Origin of the sequence: Streptomyces sp. NRRL S-1022, from assembly GCF_000720135.1 — a bacterium.
Classification (GTDB): domain Bacteria; phylum Actinomycetota; class Actinomycetes; order Streptomycetales; family Streptomycetaceae; genus Streptomyces.
In genome coordinates this window covers 133,584-146,746 of sequence record NZ_JOIU01000026.1, presented here as the reverse complement: position 1 = coordinate 146,746, position 13,163 = coordinate 133,584, and the positions used below count along the sequence as shown (strand labels likewise).

The following is a 13,163-nucleotide window of genomic DNA, read 5'->3' as shown; positions in this document are numbered from 1 at the left end:
CGCCGGACCGACCGCGCGGCGGCATCCCTCAGCGCGGACGCTGCCGGAGTGGTCGCCGACCGTCCCGTCAACGATCGTCCACCTCCGATACCGACTGGTCGGTACCCTCTTGGGAAGGGGCGTGCCGACAAGGGTGAAAGGTGTCTCCGAGTCGGCCGCACTGGTTGAACTTGAAGCCGGATTCAACTATAACGACCGAGCCGGCCCCGAACCCCCGGACGCACCGGTCCCACAGGAAGCAGTGAGGCGACATGAGGGAAGCAGTCATCGTTTCGACGGCGCGGACGCCGATCGGCAAGGCGTATCGCGGCGCGTTCAACGACACCCAGGCGCAGGAACTCGCCGCGCACGCGCTGTCGCACGCGGTACAGCGCGCCGGGCTCGAAGGTGGTGAGGTCGAGGACGTGGTCCTCGGCTGCGCCGTCCAGCAGGGATCCTCCGGTTTCAACGTCGCCCGTCAGGCCGCTCTGCGTGCCGGGCTTCCGGACACCGTGCCGGGGATGACGATCGACCGGCAGTGCTCGTCGGGCCTGATGGCCGTCGCGACGGCCGCCAAGCAGATCGTCGCGGACGGCATGCAGATCGCGGTCGGCGGCGGGGTCGAGTCGATCTCCCTGGTGCAGAACGACCACATGAACAGCCACCGCGCGGCGGACCCCTGGCTGGCCGAGCACAGGCCGGACATCTACCTGCCGATGCTGCACACGGCCGAGATCGTCGCCGAACGCTACGGCGTGAGCCGGGAACGCCAGGACGAGTTCGCGCTGCTGTCACAGCAGCGCACCGCGGCGGCGCAGGACGCCGGGCGGTTCGACCAGGAGATCGTTCCGCTGACCAGCGTCAAGAAGGTGCTCGACAAGCAGTCCGGAGAGGTGCGGGACGAGGAGGTCACCCTGACCCGGGACGAGGGTAACCGTGCGTCGACCACGTTCGAGGGCCTGGCCGGGTTGACGCCGGTGCTGCCCGGCGGCCAGGTGAGCGCGCACTCCAGCGTGACGGCGGGCAACTCCTCGCAGTTGTCGGACGGTGCTTCGGCCTCGGTGCTGATGGAGTCGAGGGAGGCCGAGCGCCGGGGACTGGAGCCGCTGGGTGTCTACCGGGGCATGGCCGTCGCCGGGTGCGGACCGGACGAGATGGGCATCGGTCCGGTGTTCGCCATTCCGAAGCTGCTGAAGCAGCACAACCTCACCATCGACGACATCGGCCTGTGGGAACTCAACGAGGCGTTCGCCTCCCAGGCGCTGTACTGCCGCGACGAACTGCAGATCGACCCGGAGCGGTTCAACGTCGACGGCGGCGCGATCTCGGTAGGTCACCCCTACGGAATGACCGGTGCCCGGCTCGTGGGACACGCTCTCGTCGAGGGCAGGCGCAGGGGCGTCCGCTACGTGGTCGTCTCTATGTGCGTCGGCGGCGGCATGGGCGCGGCCGGACTGTTCGAGGTCGCCTGATGGAGATGGAGATGGAGATGGAGATGGAGAAGGGGAAGGACCGAACCGCGGTCCTGGTGGACTTCGGCGGTGTCATCACCTCCAGCGTGCTGCGGGCCTTCACCGACTTCGGCGCCTCGCTCGGCGGCGACCCGCGCCTGCCGCTGGACCTCCTCGCGCGGGACGAGCCGTCACGCAGGCTCCTGGCCGACCACGAGTGCGGCCGTATCGACGCCCATGCCTTCGAGCGGGGGTTCGCCGCACGTCTGGGTGCGCACGGCGTCGATGTGCCGGCCGAGGGGCTCACGGCCCGGATGCAGGCGGGAATGTCGATCGACCAGGACATGCTGGCGCTCCTCGGTGATCTCCGCGCCGCCGGCCGTCCCGTCGCCCTCGTGTCCAATTCCTTCGGCACCGGAACCTACGACGGCGTCGACCTCGCCGCTGTCGCCGACGCGGTCGTCATCTCCTCCGAGGTCGGGATCCGCAAGCCCTCCCGGCGTATCTACGCGATCGCGTGTGAACGCCTCGGCGTCGCCCCCGAGGAGACGGTCATGATCGACGACCTGCGGCAGAACCTCGACGGAGCGGCACGGATCGGGATCGAGGGTGTCCTGCACACCAGCGCCGCCGACACCCGCCGCCAACTCGCCGACCGCTTCGGGATCACCGCCTGACCGATCGACGGGCTCACACCGTCACCCGTGCACCTCCCGGAGGGCACCGCCCATGACCAACGTCCTCGACCCGGTGTGCCGGCACGCGGCCGCCGCCCCCGACGACGTCGCGCTGCGCGGCGCCGGGGGGCGATGGACCTACCGCCGGCTGTACGACGGGAGCACGCGGTACGCCGGCGCCCTGGCCGCCGCAGGCCTGTCCCCGGGGGACAGGGTGCTGCTCGCGGTGCCGTCGGTGCCCGAGTTCGTGGTCGCCTACCTCGGCATCCAGGCCGCGGGCTGCGTCGTGGTGCAGGTCAACACGATGGCCACCCGGGCCGAGGTCGCCTGCGTTCTCGGCGACGCCGGCTGCTCACTGGCGGTGGCCTGGCACGCTCTCGGCCCCGCCGTCGCCGAGGCGGCCGCGTCGCTCGGCGTGCCCTTCCGGACGCTGCACCCGGGCGCGTCGCTCGGCGAGGCCGGCCCTGCCGACGTGATCGACCGGGACCGCCGGGGAGATCGGCGCCCCGTGCGGCCGCGCCACGAGCACCGACCGTACCGGCACCGGGCTGCCGCTGTTCCATGTGTTCGGGCAGGCGGCGGTCATGATGGCGACGCTGACCGTTGCCGGCCCGGTTCGACCCGGCGGCGCTGCTGGACCCTCGTGCGGGTTCATGACCATGGCGTCGGATTCAAGTACAGTCTCCGGAATGGACACCACCGTGCCCGAGGAGATCGACGGCGAGACCGCACCGCCCGTGGCGCCCCACTCGTGCCTGCGTGAGCCGCCCACGACGCAGCGCGGAGCGCGGACCCGGGCCGCACTGGTCAAGGCGGCCCGGAAGGTGTTCGAACGGGACGGCTACCTCGACGCCCGCCTCACCGACATCACCAAAGAGGCGCAGTGCGCGGCGGGATCCTTCTACACCTACTTCGCCAACAAGGAAGAGGTGCTGGCCGCCGTCCTGCTGGAGGCGCAGGAGGACATGTTGCACCCCGGCATGCCCCGGGTGCAGGACACCGACGACCCCTATGCGGTGCTTGAGGCGAGCAATCGCGCGTATCTGGAGGCGTACAAGCGGAACGCGAAGCTGATGGCCCTGCTGGAGCAGGTCGCACAGGTGGAGCCGGAGTTCCGTGAGTTCCGCAGCCGGCGCGGCGACGTGTTCATCCGCCGCAACGCCCGCGGCATCGCCGACCTGCAGACGCGGGGGGTCGCGGACCGTGAGGTCGATCCGATGATGGCCTCCCGTGCGCTGTCCGGCATGGTCAGCGTCATGGCCTACAACGCCTTCGTGCTCGCCGAACCGCAGAAGGAGGCGGTGGACTTCGAGGAGCTCGTCTCCACGGTCACCCGGCTCTGGGCGAACGCCCTGCGGTTCCCCGGCCACCGCTGATCCGTCTGCCTCACGGCCGCTCACCCTCCAGGGGGTGGGCGGCCTTTTTCGTGTGGGTCCCGAGGCCAGCTATTGAACCTGACGTCGGATTCAACTATACAGGTCGGACGCACCCCACACCGCCGACGGAGAGGTCCGCCGTGAACGTCGCAGGAAACGCGCTCGGTCTCGACGCGAGCGAGCAGGACTGGGACCTCGCGCTCGACGTCGACCCGCGCGCCCGCGTCCGTGCGGCACGGCTGCTGGGGCCGATGTGGGTCGAACGCGGTGCGGGGTATGTCGTCAGGACGGCCTCGTGAACACCGGCATGCTGTCCGCCGGGGAGGAGTCCGGGGACCCACCGGGCCGAGCCGCCACACGGGCCGTCACGTCCGCGGGAGACGTCCTGGAACCGGCCGAAGCCGCCGACTCCGTCCCGGCCGCGATGGAGGACGAGCGCTTCCTGATCCTGCCGCACCGAGCCGTACTGGAGATGCACCGGCAGCAGGGCTCGGACCACGACTGGTGGCTGCGCGGGATGCGGCGCCTCCGGAGCTCCCTCCTCCCACGGGCATGACCGGCACGCCCGCGCGACATGCCGCTGACCTTCCCTCCCTACCCGTCAGGAGTTGAGATGTCCCTGTTCGAGATGTCGGACCGCGCCAGGAAGTACCAGGCCGATCTGCTGGAGTTCATGGACGCGCACGTCTATCCCGCCGAGGCGGTGTACCACGAGCAGATGCGGGCGTCCGGCGACCCGCACTTCCACCCGCCGGTCATCGAGGAACTCAAGGCGGAAGCACGCAGGCGCGGACTGTGGAACCTGTTCCACCCGCACCCGGAGTGGGGCCCCGGGCTGACGAACCTCGAGTACGCGCCGCTGGCGGAGATCATGGGGCGCAGTCACATCGCCTCTGAGGCGTGCAACTGCAATGCTCCCGACACCGGCAACATGGAGGTGCTCACGCTGTTCGGCAGCGACGAGCACAAGGAGAAGTACCTCAAGCCCCTGCTCGACGGGACGATGGCCTCGGCGTTCGCGATGACCGAGCCGCGGGTCGCCAGCTCCGACGCCACCAACATCGAGCTGCGGATGGAACGTGACGGCGACGAGTACGTGCTCAACGGCCGCAAGTGGTTCGCGTCCAACGCCCTGCACCGCAACTGCAAGGTGCTCATCGTCATGGGCAAGACCGACCCCACCGCCGCTCCGCACCGGCAGCAGTCGATGATGGTCGTCCCGATCGACGCCCCCGGGATCACGGTGCTGCGCGGCCTGCCGGTGTTCGGCTACCAGGACCGCGAGGGACATGCCGAGATCGACTTCAAGGACGTACGGGTGCCGGCCAAGGACCTCCTCAAGGGTGAGGGGGAGGGCTTCGCGATCAGCCAGGCCCGGCTCGGTCCCGGCCGCATCCACCACTGCATGCGGGCCATCGGCGCGGCCGAACGGGCACTGGAGCTGATGTGCCGGCGCGCGCAGGCCCGGGTGACCTTCGGCAGTCCGGTCGCCGAACGCTCCAACATCCAGGACTGGATCGCGGAAGCGCGCATCGACATCGAGATGATCCGCCTGCTCACGCTCAAGGCCGCGTACCTGATGGACACGGTCGGGAACAAGGAGGCACGCACCGAGATCGCGGCCATCAAGGTGGCCGCCCCCAACATCGCGCTGAAGATCGTCGACCGTGCGATCCAGGTGCACGGAGCTGCCGGTGTGACCGAGGACTTCCCGCTGGCGATGATGTACGCGCAGCTGCGGACGCTGCGGCTGGCGGACGGTCCCGACGAGGTCCACAAGCGGGCCATCGCCAAGCAGGAACTGCGGCAGCACCGCGACGCGGCGGCGGCCAACTGACACGAGCGTACTGGCTCCCACGGGCCGCACCGCCGTCGGAGCGGGAGCCTGCCGTGCACGTGCTGCGGCTGTCGGAGCCGTCAGGGCGAGCCGGCGGTGGAGCCGGCGGAGCACCGGGGGTCCGCCTGCAGGCGGAAGGCGCGGATCGTGGTGGGCGCCTGGAGGTTCAGGTCGCCCGTGGTCGAGATGGTGCTGCCCGGCCGGTCGCTGGCGGCCATCACCGCGGCGCGCGGGCTGCACGCGCCCCACGCGGTGCGGCACCGGTCGTCCGAGGGGGTGCGGCACCGGTCGTCCGACGGGGCGGCGTCGACCCCGTCGGACACGGTGTCCACCGTGAACTCCGCGGGCCGGGCGGCTGCGGGCGCGGCGGGCCGGAGCAGGGGGATTGCGGTGGCCCGTGAACCGTGCGCGCCCTGTAGCGAACGTTCCCTTCAGGGAATTCCGTGTCCACCGGCCGGACGGGGAATGACCGGATGGAGACGGCACCGCGGACGGGACCGAAGTGACGTGTCCGCCACGGGTGTCGGCCATGACGACGAACCGGAACCGGACGCGTCGGGTTCCGGGGACGGGTGTCGACACCTAGGGCGTGAGTGAGCTGGAAGCCGGTGTCGTCAGATGGATGAGGATGCCGCACACCTCGTCCACGATCTCCCTGGCCTCCGCCTCGTCGCCGCAGTCGCCCAGCTCGCGCGCCGCCCCTCCGATGACGGTGGTCAGCACGCTCACCCGGACCCGGCCGGCGCGCTGCCGCTCGTCGACCTCCAGGAGCCGGGCGTTGCGCCGTACCCAGGCGCGGTCCCACTGGCGGCGCAGCGCGTCGAACCCCGCCGGGGAGTCGTCCTCCGCGAGAAGTCTGCCGAGCCGCCGGTTGTCCCAGGAACCCTCCAGGTACGCCCTGGCCCCCGTTACGAAGAGGGCGACGGGGTCGGCCACACCGCGGCCGCGCTCGGCGGCCAGCGTGGCCGCGGTCCTGCGCTCCTGCTCCTCCCGGAACTCCTCCCACAGGGCGAGATAGAGCCCGCGCTTACCGCCGTAGTGCTGGAAGAGGCTGCCCACCGCAACGCCGGAGCGCGCCGCGATCTCGGTGAGACCGGCGTCGGTGTAACCGCGCTCGGTGAACACCTCCAGCGCGGCGTCCAGCAGCGCGCGCCTGAGTGTCGGGTACTGCGCGGCGTTAACCTCCGGCAGGCCCACGCCGCCCTGACCGTCCGGCAGTTGACGCGCCGGCTCGGTCCCGGCCGACGACTCCACGATGCCGCTCACTGGCTGTCCCCGCCTTCTGTGGCCCCGTCGCGGATGGCGAGGGCGACCAGTAGTTCCAGGAGGTCGGCGATCCGGCGCGGATTGCGGCCGGTGCGTTCCTCGATCCGGCGCAGCCGGTAGTGCGCCGTGTTGTGGTGCACCCGCAGCCGTTCGGCGGCCAGCCGCAGATTGAGATCGGCCTCCGCGAAGGCCCGTATGGTGTCGGCCAGGGTGTCGCCGCGCCGGTGGTCCTCCTCCAGCAGCAACCGGACCCGGGGATCGACGAGTTGGCGGGCGAGGTCGTCGGCGCGCAGGGCCAGGTAGTCGAACGGGGACAGCCGCGGCAGTGCCGCCACCCCGCCCCCGTTGGGCACCAGGTCGAGGGCGGCCCGCGCCTCCTGGTAGGCGCGCGGCAGTTCGGACGCGCCCCGGGCGATCGTGCTGATGCCCATGGAGAGCATGGTTCCGTCGCGCGCGAGCCGCCGCTGCACGTCCTCGAAGTGGGCGCAGATGTCCTCCGCGTTCATGCCGGCCCGGACCACGGGCACGGCCACCACCTCGTCGTGGCGCACGACGACCAGGGTTCGGCCGGCCCAGGGCCCGGCGACACTGATCGACGCGCTGGCGGCGTACCCGTGCTCGGCCGAGGTGAGGTCCCCGGTGCGGGTGTCACCGACGCACACCGCCACGACCGCCATCATCGGCGAGCGCGGTCCGATGCCGTACGCCTGCGCCGCCGCGAACAGCGGACCGCGGGTCGGTGCCCCGCCGGACAGGAGCTGGTCCAGCAGATCCCGGCGCTCCCGGTCCGCGTCCGCCACCACGTGCTGCTGGTACTCGACGTAGGCCTGCGCCGCATGGGTGCTGGCGTAGTCGACGTACCGCATCAGCGGGGTGACCAGGGACAGCGCGGCCTGCTGGGCCTCGGCGGACGTGCCCGCGCAGCCCAGCAGCGCGTCCCACAGCACCTGCCGGCCGACCCGGAAGGCACTGATCCAGTCCTCCAGGGCGAACCCCGCCCGTGCCCTGCGCATGGCTGCCGCCCGGCTGAAGACCAGGTCCTCCGGGGCGATGTCGCGGTCGCCGGCCAGCGCCGCCAGCTGCATCCGGTAGTGCTCCAGCACCTGGTCCCGCACGTCGTCGAAGAACCGCTGGCCCTGCAACGCGTACGACGGGATCTCCGCGCGCATCACCTCGACGGCGGTCTCCGCCACCTCCTCGACCCGGTCGTGGACGGCGTGCAGGAGCCGCCGCCGCTCCCGGCGGAGGGGTTCGGTGAGTGGGGGAGTGCTCAGGGCGGCACCGTGAGGCATGCCGCCGATCGTCGCCGTCCGCCTCGTGCTCCGTCAACAGGCCCGGGGTGAGACATCTGCCGCCCCCTGTGCGCGGCGCACAAGGCGACGACCGTGAAGTTGGGTGCCCGCACCCAATGTGTGCTCGCAACGCCCCCACCTACTGTGACGCTCGCCCACCCCCCAGCACGTCGGAAGGGGCGTCACTCATGCTCGCGGTCGACGGTATCACCGTGCGTTTCGGCGGGATCACGGCACTGGACGGTGTCGCATTCACCGTCGAGCCGGGCACCGCCGTAGGGCTCATCGGACCGAACGGAGCCGGAAAAACCACCTTGTTCAACTGCCTCACCAGACGCTGCGCCCCCGCTGCGGGAACGGTGCGGTTCGAGGGTGAGGACCTGCTCGCCCTCCCCCCGCACGCCGTGGCCGGGCACGGCATCGCACGCACCTTCCAGAACCTCGGCCTGTTCCCGCGGCTCACGGTCCGGGAGAACGTCATGGTCGGCGCCCACAGCCGGGGGCGCACCGGACACCTCGCCGCGGCGCTCCGGCTGCCCCGCGTCCGGCAGGAGGAGAGAGAACTAGGTGACCACGCGGACGACCTGCTACGGCGGCTCGGCCTGGCGGACGTCGCCGACCGCCCCGCCTCCGGACTGCCGTTCGGCACGCTCAAACGCGTCGAACTCGCCCGGGCGCTCGCGGTACGGCCGCGGCTGCTGCTGCTCGACGAACCCGTGAACGGACTCAGCCACGGCGAGGTCGGCCGGTTCGCGGACCTGATCCGCTCGGTGCGCCAGGAGTTCGACCTCACGCTCGTGGTGGTCGAACACCACATGGGGTTCGTGATGGGCCTGTGCGACAAGATCGTGTGCCTGGACTTCGGGCGCACCATCGCCGAGGGCTCACCGGAGGAGATCCAGCGCGACCCGGCGGTCGTCGAGGCGTACCTGGGGGTGGCCGCGTGAGCGAGCCCACCACCGAGCGCACCGAGACCTCGGCGAGTGCGGAGCCGGACACGCCGAGTGCGGCGCCGGACTTCCTCAAGGTGTCCGGCCTGCACGCCGGGTACGGCCAGGCCCGTGTGCTGCAGGGCCTCGACTTCGCCGTCGCCCGAGGCGAGGTGTGCGCGATCCTCGGACCCAACGGCGCGGGCAAGACCACGACGCTGCGCGCCCTGTGCGGCATGGTCCGCGGCCGCGGCTCGGTCACCCTGAACGGCACCGAGCTGCTGGGCCGCTCGCCCGAGCAGGCCGCCCGGCTCGGCGTGGCGCACGTTCCCGAGGGCCGGGGCACCTTCAACGACCTGACCGTCGAGGAGAACCTGCGCATCGGTGCCCACCTGCGCTCCGGCCCCAGGCGGGGCCGTGCCGAGCGCGCGGCCGTGGCGGGCGACCTGGAGCGGATCTACGGCTACTTCCCCAAGCTGCGCCAGCGGTCCCGCCAGGCCGCCGGCAGCCTCAGCGGCGGGGAGCAGCAGATGCTCGCCATCGGCAGGGCGCTGATGCTGCGGCCCTCGCTGCTGCTCCTGGACGAGCCGTCCCTCGGACTCGCGCCCCTGGTCACCCGCGAGCTGTTCGAAATCGTCCGTGCCGTCAACGAGGAGGAACACACCACCGTGGTCGTCGTCGAACAGAACGCCCAGCTCGCGCTGGACATCGCGCACCGGGCGCACGTACTGGAGGCCGGCCGCCTGGTGCTGTCCGGACCGGCCGCGCGGATCCGCGAGGACGGACAGGTCGCCGAGGTGTACCTCGGTGTCTCCGTCCTGACCAGGAAGGGCGGGTGAGCGCCGTGACCGATCTTCTCCAGCAAGTGGTGGAAGGGCTGGGCTCCGGGGCGGTGTACGCCAGCCTGGCGCTGGCCCTGGTCCTGATCCACCGCTTCACCGGGATCGTCAACTTCGCGCAAGGGGAGCTGGCCATGCTCTCCACGTACGTCGCCTGGCAACTGGTGGCCTCCGGGATGCCGTTCTGGCTGGCGCTGCCGGTCACCCTCCTGGTGTCCTTCGCCGGCGGCATGCTGGTGGAGCGGATCGTCATCCGCCCCGTGCAGGGCGCACCCGAGCTGACGGTGGTCATCGTCACGGTCGGCCTGTTCATCTTCGTCAACGCGCTGGCCGGCCTGATCTGGTCGTTCACCGTGAAGGACTTCCCGCAGCCCTTCCCCGACGGCGGGCTCGACCTGGCGGGGGTACGCGTCGACTGGTCGACGCTCGGGATCATCGGCGTGGTGGCCGTCGTGATGGGCCTGCTGTACCTGCTGTTCCAGCACACCTCCATCGGGCTGGTGATGCGGGCGGTCGCCTGCAATCCGGCCTCCGCACGGCTGTCGGGCATCCGCGTGGGCCGAGTGCTGATGCTCGGCTGGGGGCTGGCCGCGACGGTCGGCGCCGTGTCGGGCGTGCTCGTCGCGCCGCTGCTGTTCCTGGAGCCCAACATGATGGGCGGGGTGCTGATCTACGCGTTCGCCGCGGCCACCCTGGGCGGCTTCGACAGCCCGGTCGGCGCGGTCGTCGGCGGCCTGTTCGTGGGCGTCGCCGAGACGCTGACCGGGGCGTACGTGGACGTGATCGGTGCCGACCTGAAGGTGGGCGTCCCCCTGGTGATCATCCTGGCGGTGCTGCTGGTGCGGCCCCAGGGCCTGTTCGGACGGGCGGCGGTGGAGCGCGCATGAGCACGATGGCCGCACCACTCGGCACGGACCGCGCCCGGCGCCTGCGGGCCGCGCTCACCCTGCTGCTCGCCGCGGCCGTCGCCGTCGGCGCACCGTTCTACTTCGCCCCCTTCCAGGTCTTCCAGCTGACCATGGTGCTCGTGTACGCCGTGGCGCTGTCCGGCCTGAACCTGCTGGTCGGCTTCGGCGGGCAGATCTCGCTCGGGCACGGCGCCTTCTTCGCGGCGGGCGCCTACACGGCGGCGGTCATGCTCGACCGGTACGACACCGGCCACCTGGCCACGCTGCCGGTCGCGGCCGCCGGATGCTTCCTGCTGGGCCTCGGGTTCGGAGTGCCCGCGCTGCGGCTGCGCGGGCTGTACCTGGCCCTGGTCACCCTCTCGTTCGCGGTGTTCCTGCCGCCGCTGCTCAAGCGGCTCGAACCGGTGACGGGCGGCTCCATGGGGCTGACCGTGGACAAGCTGCAGCCGCCCGCCTGGAGCGGGCTGGCCGAGGACCAGTGGACGTACTTCGTCGTCCTCGCCGTCACCGCGGTGGTCCTGCTGCTCGCCCGCAACCTGATGCGGTCCCGGGCCGGCCGGGCACTGCTCGCCGTGCGGGACAACGAGACCGCCGCCGAGGTGATGGGCGTACAGCTGTCGCTGCACAAGACCCTGGCCTTCGCGTGGAGCGCGATGTTCGCGGGTGTCGCCGGGTGTGTGTACACCTGGGTGATCGGCTTCGTCTCGCCCGACTCCTTCAGCTTCGTGCTGTCCATCACGCTGCTGGCCGGCCTGGTGGTCGGGGGGCTCGGCTCGCTGTACGGGCCCCTGCTCGGCGGGGCGTTCGTGATGTACGTGCCGAGCGTGTCCCAGGACGTGAGCGAGGCGGCACCCGGAGTGGTGTTCGGTCTGCTGATCATCATCGTGATGTTCGTGGCCCCGACGGGACTGGCCGGCCTGCCGGGCCGTGTCCTGGGCGCGGTCACCCGTCGCCTGCCCCGCACGGCCACGACCGCCGCCGACCGCACGCCCGGTGCCGGACCCGCAGCCGAAGGGGAGCCGAACCCCTCACATGTGTCCCCGGCCGACGAGGAGCCGCAGCCCCGAGTCCAACCCGGGCCCTGCGCGACCCCCGCGCCCGCGGACCCCGCAGTCGCCGATGTCGAGCCCGTGGGCGCACCGCCCCGCACGGAAAAGGAATGAAGCACATGCGCAAGACGACCGCTCTGCGGGTGGCCGCGGCCGCCACAGCCGCTCTGCTCACCGCGTCCGCCTGCAGCAGCCGGCGAGGACAGGACGCCCAGGACACCGCCGCCGGCGGCGCCTGCAAGGGCCAGCAGACCACCGGCATCACCGACAAGACCATCAAGCTGGGCGGGATCTACCCGCTGTCGGGACCGGCCTCCGCGTACGGCACGATCAGCAAGGGCGTGGCCGCCTACTTCGGTCACGTCAACGACAAGGGCGGCATAGAGGGCCGCAAGGTCGAGTTCGTCGTCCGCGACGACGGCTACCAGCCGCCCAAGGCGGTCGAGGAGGCCCGCAGACTCGTCGAGCGGGAGAAGGTCTTCGCCGTGTTCCAGAGCCTGGGCACCCCGTCCACGGCGGCCGTGTGGGACTACCTCAACCAGCAGAAGGTGCCGCAGCCCTTCGTCGCCACGGGCGCCTCCGTCTGGGGCACGGACGACAAGCACCCCTGGACCATCGGCTGGCAGCCGAACTACGTGTCCGAGGCCCGGGTGTACGCCAAGTACCTCAAGGACGCCAGACCCCACGCCAAGGTCGCGGTCCTCTACCAGAACGACGACTTCGGCAAGGATCTGCTCGGCGGGTTCAAGCAGGCGGTGGCCGGCAGCGGCGTCAAGGTGGTCGCCGCGGAGAGCTACGAGGTCACCGACCCCTCCGTCTCGGCGCAGATGACGAACCTCGCCCGCTCCGAGGCGGACGTACTGCTCGACATCACCACGCCCAAGTTCGGCAGCCAGGCCCTCGCCGCCGACGCGAAGAACACCAGGTGGAACCCGCTGCACATCGTCAACAACGTGGCGTCGTCCACCGCCGTGCTCAAGCCCGTCGGGTTCAAGAACGTGCAGGGTGTCGTCTCGGCGACCTACTTCAAGGACCCCGCCGACCCGAAGTGGGCCGACGACCCGGAGGTGAAGACGTACCAGGAGGCGCTGCACAAGTACGCACCCGGCAGCGACCCGGCCAACCAGTTCAACGCCTACGGCTGGGCCGTCGCCTCCAGCCTGCACAAGGCCCTGGACGCGATGAAGTGCCCGACGAGAGAGGGGCTGCGGGACGCGGTGCGCAACCTCAAGGACGTCAAGGTGGACATGCTGCTGCCCGGGGTCACCCTCTCCACCGGACCCGACGACGCCTTCCCGATCGAGACGATGCAGCTGATGCGGTTCAAGGGCGAGCGGTGGCAGCTGTTCGGCAAGCCGGTCGACAGCCGTGAGGAGTTCGGCCCCGTCGCGAAGTGAGCCGTCGGAACGAATGATCACCGCGCCCGCCACGCGCTGTGCCGCGGCGGGCGCGGGCACGTCCGCACCTCGTCGGCCTGATTGCCGGCATTCGCAAGGTGCTCATCGTGACGGGCCGAGGCGGAGAAGTTCATGCGTCGAAACGATGAGGGCATCGAACTGC

The 13,163-nt window shown here is 71.1% G+C and carries 15 protein-coding genes; 12 read left to right on the top strand and 3 right to left on the bottom strand.

The window, feature by feature from the left end:
* The first annotated feature begins 251 nt into the window (after positions 1–251).
* The 7 genes from IG05_RS0132150 (at position 252) to IG05_RS0132125 (ending at position 5,320) form a co-directional block, all read left to right on the top strand.
* Positions 252–1,451: an acetyl-CoA C-acyltransferase gene (locus tag IG05_RS0132150; RefSeq protein WP_030347568.1), complete on the top strand. Its 1,200-nt coding sequence runs from the start codon at positions 252–254 to the stop codon at positions 1,449–1,451.
* Entirely contained in the window at positions 1,451–2,107 is a 657-nt protein-coding gene (locus IG05_RS0132145; protein WP_234336101.1) for an HAD family hydrolase, read from the top strand. The genes IG05_RS0132150 and IG05_RS0132145 overlap by 1 nt, the downstream gene beginning before the upstream one ends.
* Before the next feature lie 52 nt (positions 2,108–2,159).
* Complete coding sequence (locus IG05_RS50725; RefSeq protein ID WP_030347566.1) at positions 2,160–2,870, top strand: class I adenylate-forming enzyme family protein; 711 nt, start codon at positions 2,160–2,162, stop codon at positions 2,868–2,870.
* Positions 2,797–3,483 (top strand): TetR/AcrR family transcriptional regulator, encoded by a 687-nt coding sequence (locus IG05_RS0132135; protein ID WP_030347565.1) that lies wholly within the window; start codon positions 2,797–2,799, stop codon positions 3,481–3,483. The genes IG05_RS50725 and IG05_RS0132135 overlap by 74 nt, the downstream gene beginning before the upstream one ends.
* 140 nt (positions 3,484–3,623) lie before the next feature.
* Positions 3,624–3,782 carry a hypothetical protein gene (locus tag IG05_RS48555; protein ID WP_199808417.1) on the top strand — a complete coding sequence of 53 codons (159 nt, stop codon included), beginning with the start codon at positions 3,624–3,626 and terminating at the stop codon, positions 3,780–3,782.
* Complete coding sequence (locus IG05_RS48550; RefSeq protein WP_051790491.1) at positions 3,779–4,039, top strand: hypothetical protein; 261 nt, start codon at positions 3,779–3,781, stop codon at positions 4,037–4,039. The genes IG05_RS48555 and IG05_RS48550 overlap by 4 nt, the downstream gene beginning before the upstream one ends.
* A 57-nt stretch (positions 4,040–4,096) precedes the next feature.
* The gene (locus tag IG05_RS0132125) at positions 4,097–5,320 is read left to right on the top strand and encodes an acyl-CoA dehydrogenase family protein (protein WP_030347564.1); all 1,224 of its coding nucleotides are present in this window, start codon (positions 4,097–4,099) and stop codon (positions 5,318–5,320) included.
* Positions 5,321–5,400: 80 nt separating this feature from the next.
* On the opposite strand, the gene IG05_RS49570 is transcribed toward IG05_RS0132125, so the two are convergent.
* The 3 genes from IG05_RS49570 to IG05_RS0132110 form a co-directional block, all read right to left on the bottom strand.
* Complete coding sequence (locus IG05_RS49570) at positions 5,401–5,652, bottom strand: hypothetical protein (protein ID WP_030347563.1); 252 nt, start codon at positions 5,650–5,652, stop codon at positions 5,401–5,403.
* 250 nt (positions 5,653–5,902) lie between these two features.
* Positions 5,903–6,586, bottom strand: coding sequence for a TetR/AcrR family transcriptional regulator (locus IG05_RS42700; protein WP_199808416.1), 684 nt, complete (start codon positions 6,584–6,586; stop codon positions 5,903–5,905).
* Complete coding sequence (locus IG05_RS0132110) at positions 6,583–7,878, bottom strand: PucR family transcriptional regulator (protein ID WP_030347561.1); 1,296 nt, start codon at positions 7,876–7,878, stop codon at positions 6,583–6,585. The genes IG05_RS42700 and IG05_RS0132110 overlap by 4 nt, the downstream gene beginning before the upstream one ends.
* A gap of 188 nt (positions 7,879–8,066) precedes the next feature.
* Here IG05_RS0132110 and IG05_RS0132105 point away from each other — a divergent pair, with 188 nt between their 5' ends.
* Genes IG05_RS0132105 through IG05_RS0132085 form a run of 5 tightly spaced genes read left to right on the top strand, consistent with a single transcriptional unit; the run spans position 8,067 to position 13,000 of the window.
* On the top strand, positions 8,067–8,825 hold the full coding sequence (locus IG05_RS0132105) for an ABC transporter ATP-binding protein (RefSeq protein WP_030347560.1): 759 nt from the start codon (positions 8,067–8,069) through the stop codon (positions 8,823–8,825).
* A complete protein-coding gene (locus IG05_RS0132100) occupies positions 8,822–9,646 on the top strand; it encodes an ABC transporter ATP-binding protein (RefSeq protein ID WP_078894641.1) in 825 nt (274 codons plus the stop codon). Before IG05_RS0132105 ends, IG05_RS0132100 begins: the two co-directional genes overlap by 4 nt.
* 5 nt (positions 9,647–9,651) lie before the next feature.
* Entirely contained in the window at positions 9,652–10,533 is an 882-nt protein-coding gene (locus IG05_RS0132095; RefSeq protein ID WP_030347558.1) for a branched-chain amino acid ABC transporter permease, read from the top strand.
* Positions 10,530–11,717 carry a branched-chain amino acid ABC transporter permease gene (locus tag IG05_RS0132090; protein WP_030347557.1) on the top strand — a complete coding sequence of 396 codons (1,188 nt, stop codon included), beginning with the start codon at positions 10,530–10,532 and terminating at the stop codon, positions 11,715–11,717. Before IG05_RS0132095 ends, IG05_RS0132090 begins: the two co-directional genes overlap by 4 nt.
* Positions 11,718–11,722: 5 nt before the next feature.
* Positions 11,723–13,000 carry an ABC transporter substrate-binding protein gene (locus IG05_RS0132085; RefSeq protein WP_199808415.1) on the top strand — a complete coding sequence of 426 codons (1,278 nt, stop codon included), beginning with the start codon at positions 11,723–11,725 and terminating at the stop codon, positions 12,998–13,000.
* Positions 13,001–13,163: the final 163 nt, after the last annotated feature.